6 protein-coding genes are annotated in these 6,000 nt (G+C 72.2%); 4 read left to right on the top strand and 2 right to left on the bottom strand.

Annotated elements, in window-relative coordinates; translation table 11 throughout:
• The 4 genes from NQ707_RS09235 to NQ707_RS09220 form a co-directional block, all read left to right on the top strand.
• The coding region (locus NQ707_RS09235; protein ID WP_404435558.1) for a transposase at window positions 1–239 on the top strand (239 nt) is incomplete at its 5' end.
• 575 nt (window positions 240–814) lie between these two features.
• Window positions 815–1,735: an AEC family transporter gene (locus NQ707_RS09230; RefSeq protein ID WP_100464998.1), complete on the top strand. Its 921-nt coding sequence runs from the start codon at window positions 815–817 to the stop codon at window positions 1,733–1,735.
• Between the two features lie 229 nt (window positions 1,736–1,964).
• Window positions 1,965–2,633, top strand: coding sequence for a GntR family transcriptional regulator (locus NQ707_RS09225; RefSeq protein ID WP_100464997.1), 669 nt, complete (start codon window positions 1,965–1,967; stop codon window positions 2,631–2,633).
• Between the two features lie 134 nt (window positions 2,634–2,767).
• The gene (locus NQ707_RS09220) at window positions 2,768–4,204 is read left to right on the top strand and encodes an MFS transporter (RefSeq protein ID WP_318247409.1); all 1,437 of its coding nucleotides are present in this window, start codon (window positions 2,768–2,770) and stop codon (window positions 4,202–4,204) included.
• 276 nt (window positions 4,205–4,480) lie between these two features.
• Here the strand turns inward: NQ707_RS09220 and NQ707_RS09215 are convergent, their stop codons facing one another.
• Both NQ707_RS09215 and NQ707_RS09210 read right to left on the bottom strand, forming a co-directional pair.
• Window positions 4,481–5,428 carry a phosphoglycerate dehydrogenase gene (locus NQ707_RS09215; RefSeq protein WP_058731491.1) on the bottom strand — a complete coding sequence of 316 codons (948 nt, stop codon included), beginning with the start codon at window positions 5,426–5,428 and terminating at the stop codon, window positions 4,481–4,483.
• Between the two features lie 36 nt (window positions 5,429–5,464).
• On the bottom strand, window positions 5,465–5,986 hold the full coding sequence (locus NQ707_RS09210) for an SRPBCC family protein (RefSeq protein ID WP_100464994.1): 522 nt from the start codon (window positions 5,984–5,986) through the stop codon (window positions 5,465–5,467).
• Between the last annotated feature and the right edge of the window lie 14 nt (window positions 5,987–6,000).

Genomic DNA, 6,000 nt, shown 5'->3' with positions numbered 1-6,000 from the left:
GGGTCCCGACCCCGCTCGTCGAGCTGCGCAAGCTCGGCCGGACGCTGAAGCAACGCGCCGCTGACATTCTCGCGTTCTTCGACCGACCTGGCACCAGCAACGGTCCTACGGAGGCCGTCAACGGGCGACTCGAACACCTTCGCGGCTCCGCTCTGGGCTTCCGCAACCTCACCCACTACATCGCTCGGTCGCTGCTCGAAGCCGGAGGGTTCAGACCCGCGCTACACCCTCATTCGTGAAGAGCCGACAATCCGCGGATCACCCCAGGGAACGACCTTCCTGAACAGTCGATGATCGATCGGTTCGACACCTTTCTTCTTGCACACCCGATTCCTGATGATGATGGCCGCGGCGCAGATGAAGGTGAGCGCATCGAACCAGCCCAGGTCCATCACGCCCCTTCCATCTCTTGGCGCCGCGAGGCCTCGCCAGGAAAGCGCCTGACCTCAGGAGCGAATAACGAACCCGGGGTTCTCTGCAGAAGATCCGGCAACAAGATCATCCTCCGTCGCCCTGGAAGGCGCATCCGAACGCAGCGTACGTCGTCACTCTTCGACACTGGCATGTCGGCCCTGGTCATCAGTGCTGAGAGACATGGTACGGGTCTGGGACTCTTCAGGGTAGGTCGTCCTCTCCAGGAGGAAACCGACACCGGCGTCTGAGACCCGGCGCAGTCAGGACCCGAGGACGGGGCAGCGCGGGAAGCGGCATCGCGCCTCCCTCTCAACGCGGCAGCAGGCCCACACCCCGCGCCCCTAGACTCGAGGGCGAGGAGCCGACGTCGCCGCGCTCACCAGGAGGAAAGGGGCCGCCCATGCTCGGGGTGCTCGAGGGGTTCGCGATCATCGGCGTCGTCGTCGGCATCGGCTACACCGTGGAGCGCTCCGGGGTGCTCGGCAAAGGCGCCGGATGGCAGCTGAACCGCTTCGCCTTCTTCGTGGCCCTGCCCGCCCTGATGTTCACCACCCTGGCCGGCACGGACCTGCACGTCATCTTCTCCGGGCGCCTGCCGGTGGCCGCGATCAGCTTCGCCGCGATGGCAGGCCTCTACGCGCTGGTCGCCGGACTCATCCTGCGCCGCGGGGTGGCCCGGGTGACCGTCGGCGCCGTCGGGGCCGGGCTGCTCAACGCCAACAACATGGGCCTGCCGGTGGCCACCTACATCTTCGGGGACCCGGCCCAGGTCGCCCCGATCCTGCTGTTCCAGCTGATCTTCGCCACGCCGCTGTGCCTGGCCGTGCTCGACGTCGTCTCCCGCGGGCAGGTGAGGCTGAGGACCATCGCCACCCAGCCGCTGCGCAACCCCCTGATCCTCGGCTCGGCGGCCGGGATCATCGTGAACCTGCTGGGGCTTCCGGTCCCCGACGTCGTGCACGAGCCGCTGCGCCTGCTCGGCGGGGCCGGCATCCCGCTGATCCTGGTGGCCTTCGGCATGTCCCTGCGCGGCAGCCGACCGCTCGCCGTGCCGGGCCAGCGGACGGAGACCCTGCTGGCCGTGGGCCTGAAGGTCGCGATGATGCCGGTGGCGGCCTACCTCCTGGGCCGCTTCGCCTTCCACCTGGCCCCGCACGACCTGTTCGCCGCGACCGTCCTGGGTGGGCTGCCGACGGCGCAGAACCTGTTCAACTTCGCCTCCCGGTACGACCAGCAGGTCTCCCTGGCCCGGGACATCGTGCTGCTGTCCACCCTCGCCTCGGTCCCCGCCCTGCTGGTCATCTCAGCCCTCATGGCCTGATGCCGCGGGGCATCGCCTGCCGGCGGCCGGGCCCCTCAGCGTCCCGGCTCCAGGGCCCCGCACCCAGGGGCCGCACCCAGGGCCGCGGAACCGGCCGGACAGCGGAGGCGATCCCGTCGGTGAGGCGGGGGTTGCTTCGCGGCGCGATGAGACTATGATGCAACTTGTATCTAAGTTGTGCTCGTGAGGCTCACCAGACCTCGTCGGGCCGATCCCCCGGAAGGCTCCCATGACCGCCCAGACCGCTCCCGCCCGCCCCACCGGCGCCTCCGCGGCGGACCTGGTGTACCAGCACGTCAAGACCCGCATCCTCGAGCACGACCTCGAGGGCGGGGAGCTGATCTCCGAAGGCGAGATCGCCGCGGCGCTGGAGGTTTCCCGCACCCCGGTGCGCGAGGGATTCATCCGCCTGCAGACCGAAGGGTGGATGACCCTCTACCCCAAGCGCGGCGCCCTGATCCGGCAGGTCGGCCCCCACGAGATCCGCGACGTCGTGCAGGCCCGGATCATGGTGGAATCCCACGCGGTGCGCCAGATCGTCACCGCCGGGGAGCAGGAGCAGGTCGCCGCAGAACTCGCCGAGATCCTGGACCGGCAGGACGCCGCCCGCCGCGCCGAGGACCACGACGACTTCGTCGCCACCGACGCCCAGTTCCACCAGCACCTGGTGGCCTCCGCCGGCAATCAGCTGATCACCACCTTCTACCTCAGCCTCGCGGACCGGCAGCGGCGCATGTCCGCCCGCGCCGTCTGGCGCGACGACCGCCGCTCCGCCACCGTGCTGGAGGGGCACCGGAACCTGCTCGACGCCGTGCGCGCCGGGGACCCTGGCGCCTTCGAGACCGCGCTGACCGAGCACCTGACCACCGTGCACGAGCGCCTGCTTGGCGCCCCGTAATCCCCGCCCCGAACCCCGAGCCCTGCCGTCTTCCGGGACGGCGCCCCCGCACTTCCCGCGCCGCCCGCGCGGGACCCGGCCGCCGACGTCGTCGGCCATCCCCCACCGCACCGCCGCCCCGAAAGGAAACCCGCGTGTCCGCCGAGACCGCCGCCACCACCCACGACGTCACCGCCGCCGCGACGCCGCCGGCCGATCCCCAGACCGGTGCCGCCGCCCACGACGCGGCCGACGGCGCCCGCCCCGCCGGCACCGCCCGCCCCGAGCTGAACCACCCCGCCACCTCGGCCAACGCCGTCGTGCCCGTGGGTGCGGCCCGCCCGCGCATCCCGCACTGGCTGAAGGTCGCCGCCGCGCTGTTCGCCGTGGCCTGGGGCGGCAACCAGTTCACCCCGCTGCTGATCATGTACAAGGACCTGGATGGGCTGTCCACCGGCGCGGTGGACGTGCTGCTCGGCGCCTACGTGCTGGGCATCATCCCCGCCCTGCTGATCGGCGGCCCGATGTCCGACAGGTACGGTCGGCGCCCCCTGATGGTCCCGGCCCCGGTGCTGGCGATGATCGCCTCCATCCTGCTGGGAGTGGGGACCTCCTCCCCCGCCGTGCTGTTCCTCGGCCGCATCTTCTCCGGCCTGGCCCTGGGCCTGGTGATGGTCGTCGGCGGCTCCTGGATCAAGGAGCTCTCCGGCGCACCCTACGACCCCGAGGCCGACGAGTCCGCCGGCGCCCGCCGCTCCTCCATGGCCCTGACCGCCGGCTTCGGCCTCGGGGCGGCGGTGGCCGCGGCACTGGCGCAGTTCGGCCCCCTGCAGGCCCAGACCCCGTACCTGGTGCACCTGCTCGTCACCGCGATCGGCTTCCTGATGGTGCTGCGCGCCCCGGAGACCCACGCCCGCCAGGCCACCCCGGCGCCGCTGGCCGAGGACCTGAAGATCCCGGCCGCCACGCACCGGCGGTTCCTGTGGGTCGTGGTGCCGATGGCGCCGTGGGTCTTCGGCTGCGCCGGCTGCGCCTACGCGGTGCTGCCCGGGCTGATGGGCTCGCGCACCCACGGGCTCGACGTCGGCTTCTCCGGGCTGCTGTGCCTGATCGCCCTGGGATTCGGCATCGGCATCCAGTCCGTCGGCAAGAAGCTGGATGACCCGGGCTCCGCCCGCGGCGTGGTGGTGGGCCTGGCCGCGACCGTGCCCAGCATGGGCCTGGCCGCCTGGGCCGCCGCGACCCACGACCCCGCCGTCGCCATCCTGGCCGCGGCCGCCCTGGGGCTGGCCTACGGGATGCTGCTGGTCTCCGGGCTGCAGGAGGTGCAGCGCATCGCCGGACCGGAGGACCTGGCCGGGCTGACCGCCGTGTACTACTCCCTGACCTACCTGGGCTTCTTCATCCCGGCGACCCTGGCCATGCTCAACACGTGGCTGACCTACCCGCTGATGTTCGCCGGCGGGTCCGTGGTGGCGCTGCTGTGCCTGGGGATCGCGGTGGCCTTCTACCGCCGTCACCTGCCCGCCGCCCAGGCCCCGCGAACGATGTCGGTCCCGGCCGCCGGCGCCCCGGAGGCCACGGCGCGCTGAGCCGCCGGGGGGTCTGGTCGCGTCGGCGTCCCCGTTGACGTCGACGTCGGCGAGGCGGCGCTCTCGTTCCCACCCCTCCGCGAGACGGCGCATCCGTACCCACCCCTCCGCGAGACGGCGCATTCGTTCCCGGAAATCGCGTTTTCGGGAACGAATGCGCCGTCTCGCGTGAGAAGGGTGCCCGTGCAGGGAACGAGAGCGCCGGGTCGTTGCAGAGGGGCGCCCGCGTCGGGAACGAGAGCGCCGTCTCGCGGAAGTGGGACCCGGCGTCGGCGGCTACATGCGGTTGCGGAACTCGCCGTCGCCGCGCAGGGCCTTCAGGTTGTGCCCGATCAGCTCCTCCGCGCCCACCGGGCGCCCGCCGGCCGCGTGCGGGGTGATGATCAGGTGCGGGGCGCCCCACAGGGGGTCCTCGGCCGGCAGCGGCTCGGTCTTGGCGACGTCGATCGCGGCCCCCGCGATCCGCCCCTCCTCCAGGGCCTCGATCAGCGCGGCCTCGTCCACGGTGGACCCGCGGCCGACGTTGACCACGTAGGCGGTATCCGGGAGGGTCTTCAGCACCGCTGCGTCGAGGGAATCCGCGGTGGCCTCACCGGAGGGCAGGATCATGACCAGCAGGTCCGTGCGGGCCAGCAGCTCGTTCTTCTCCTCGGTGGCCACCACCGGATACCCCGCGCGCTCCCCCGTGGAGCGGGCGATGCCGGAGACCTTCGCGCCCAGGGCCGTGAACAGCGGTGCGAGGGTCTGCCCGATGGAGCCGAAGCCCCAGATGGTCACGTGCGCGTCGAGCAGGGTGGTGATCGGCGCGCCCTCCGGGTGCAGCGGCTGCGCCCCGCCAAGCTCCGAGGCCCACTCGCGGCGCTCCTGGCGCCTGGCGAGCTCGGGCAGGAAGCGGACCAGGGACAGGGACAGCGCCAGGGCGTGCTCGGAGACGGTCCGGTCGTGCAGGCCGATGCCGGCGCAGACCACCACATCCTCGCCGAAGCCGGCCTTCTTGATCTGGTCCGGCCCGGCCAGCAGCGCCTGGATGAGCTTCAGGTCGGTCAGGCGCTGTGCGGCGTCGGCGAGCTGGTCGTCGGTGTTGCCCCAGACCACCAGGACCTCGGCGTCGGCGTCCTCCTCGCGCACCGGCTGCGTGGGGTCGTACCCGGCGACGACGTCGCCCGGCTCCAGGGGCAGCGTCTGCGCATCCAGCTCGATGGACATGGGCAGCAGGATCTTCATGGGTGCTCCTTCTGATTCGGGTGGGCCGCCGAGAGGTCAGCCGCGTGGCGGGAAGGTCCGGTGCAGGCGGGCCAGGGACAGGGCGATGGAGCGGCGGTTGCGGGCGAATCCGCCGTCGAGTCGATACAGCGGGGCCAGGGGGAGGCCGAGCACGCGGGCCGCCGCGGCGTCGAAGGTGCAGCGCACGGTGATCGCCTCCGCGCTGTCCCCCTCCGGGTCCCCCGCGGGGAGGATCTCCCAGGCCCAGGTGTGCCCGCCGGGCATGACCCACGCGAAGGTCCGCTCGGGCTCCCGGCGGATGACGGTGGCGCGCATCCGGTAGGGGATGCCGTATAGGCGCATGCGCTGCACGGTGCTCTGCCCGACCTCCGGAGCCTCCGGGCCGTCGATCAGCCCGCGGACGTTCCCGCCGCCGTCGAGCTCGGCGTGGCGCCGCGGCCGGGACACCAGATCCCAGACCTGCGAAGCCTCCACCCCCGGCAGCACGGTCTGGGCGCTGACGACGTCGCGGTGGGTCGGCAGGAAGCGGACCAGCGGCGCGGGTGTGGCGGTGCTCATGCGCCCCATTGTCC

Origin of the sequence: Rothia sp. BD8 (genome assembly GCF_044878465.1) — a bacterium.
GTDB lineage: Bacteria > Actinomycetota > Actinomycetes > Actinomycetales > Micrococcaceae > Rothia > Rothia kristinae.
This window is presented reverse-complemented; position numbering and strand designations above follow the sequence as displayed.

Bases quoted from the DNA above. Each gene is read 5' to 3' on its own strand.
- NQ707_RS09225 (WP_100464997.1), top strand. From the start codon at position 1,965: ATGACCGCCCAGACCGCTCCCGCCCGCCCCACCGGCGCCTCCGCGGCG.
- NQ707_RS09215 (WP_058731491.1), bottom strand. From the start codon at position 5,428: ATGAAGATCCTGCTGCCCATGTCCATCGAGCTGGATGCGCAGACGCTG.
- NQ707_RS09210 (WP_100464994.1), bottom strand. From the start codon at position 5,986: ATGAGCACCGCCACACCCGCGCCGCTGGTCCGCTTCCTGCCGACCCAC.
- NQ707_RS09230 (WP_100464998.1), top strand. From the start codon at position 815: ATGCTCGGGGTGCTCGAGGGGTTCGCGATCATCGGCGTCGTCGTCGGC.